Origin of the sequence: Cellulomonas sp. GbtcB1 (genome assembly GCF_019091725.1) — a bacterium.
In the GTDB taxonomy this organism is placed as follows: domain Bacteria; phylum Actinomycetota; class Actinomycetes; order Actinomycetales; family Cellulomonadaceae; genus Cellulomonas.
Genome location: NZ_JAGXJG010000128.1, coordinates 1 through 843, shown reverse-complemented (window position 1 = coordinate 843; position 843 = coordinate 1). Strand labels below are relative to the sequence as shown.

Annotated in this window: 1 protein-coding gene; it reads left to right on the top strand. The window is 77.9% G+C overall.

Annotation, left to right across the window (positions count from 1 at the left end; all coding sequences use genetic code 11):
• Positions 1 to 150 precede the first annotated feature (150 nt).
• A partial coding sequence (locus KVT14_RS20040) for an alcohol dehydrogenase catalytic domain-containing protein (protein ID WP_217617268.1) occupies positions 151 to 843 on the top strand: 693 nt, incomplete at its 3' end.

The window sequence follows — 843 nt, the reverse complement described above, 5'->3', positions numbered from 1 at the left end:
GGTGTTCAACGCCGGCGGCATCGGGTTCCTCATCACCAAGGCGATCAAGATGTTCCAGTTCGACGAGATGCTCACCTACATCGTCATGGTGCTGCTGCTGGTCTGGGCCGTCGACCGGTTCTCGTCCTGGGCCCGCGCCCGCGTGGGCCGGTGACCGCCGTCCTCGCCGCGCCGCCGGCGACTACCCGCGTCGCGCTCTGGCGCGGCGGGACCGACGTCGCGGTCGCGGCGGTCCCCGTCCCGGACCTGGCACCGGGGGACGTGCTGGTGCGGGTGCGGCTGGCGGCGGTGTGCGGCAGCGACCGGCACACCGTGTCCGGGCGCCGCCCGGGCGCCAGCCCCAGCGTGCTCGGGCACGAGGCCGTCGGCGACGTCGTGGCCGTCGGCGGGGCAGCGCGCACCGTCCTCGGCGACCCGGTGCGCCCCGGCGACCGCGTCGTGTGGGGGGTGACGGTCGCGTGCGGTGCGTGCGACCGGTGCCGGTCCGGCCGGACCGCCAAGTGCCGGGAGCTGCGCAAGGTCGGCCACGAGCGGTTCGACGGGTCCTGGCCGCTGTCGGGGACCTACGCCGAGCACGTGCTGCTACCGGGCGGGGCCGCGATCGCGGTCGTGCACGACGGCATGGCCGACGCCGTGGCCGCCCCCGCCGGGTGCGCCACCGCCACGGTGGTCGCGGCGGCGGAGGCGGCCGGCGACCTCGCGGGCCGGCGGGTGCTCGTCGTCGTGGCGGGCATGCTCGGCCTGGCCGCCACGGCGCTCGCCGCGGACGCCGGCGCGGCCCCGGTCGTCGTCACCGACGTCCACCCCGACCGCCTGCGCACCGCGCGCCCGTTCCGCGCCACC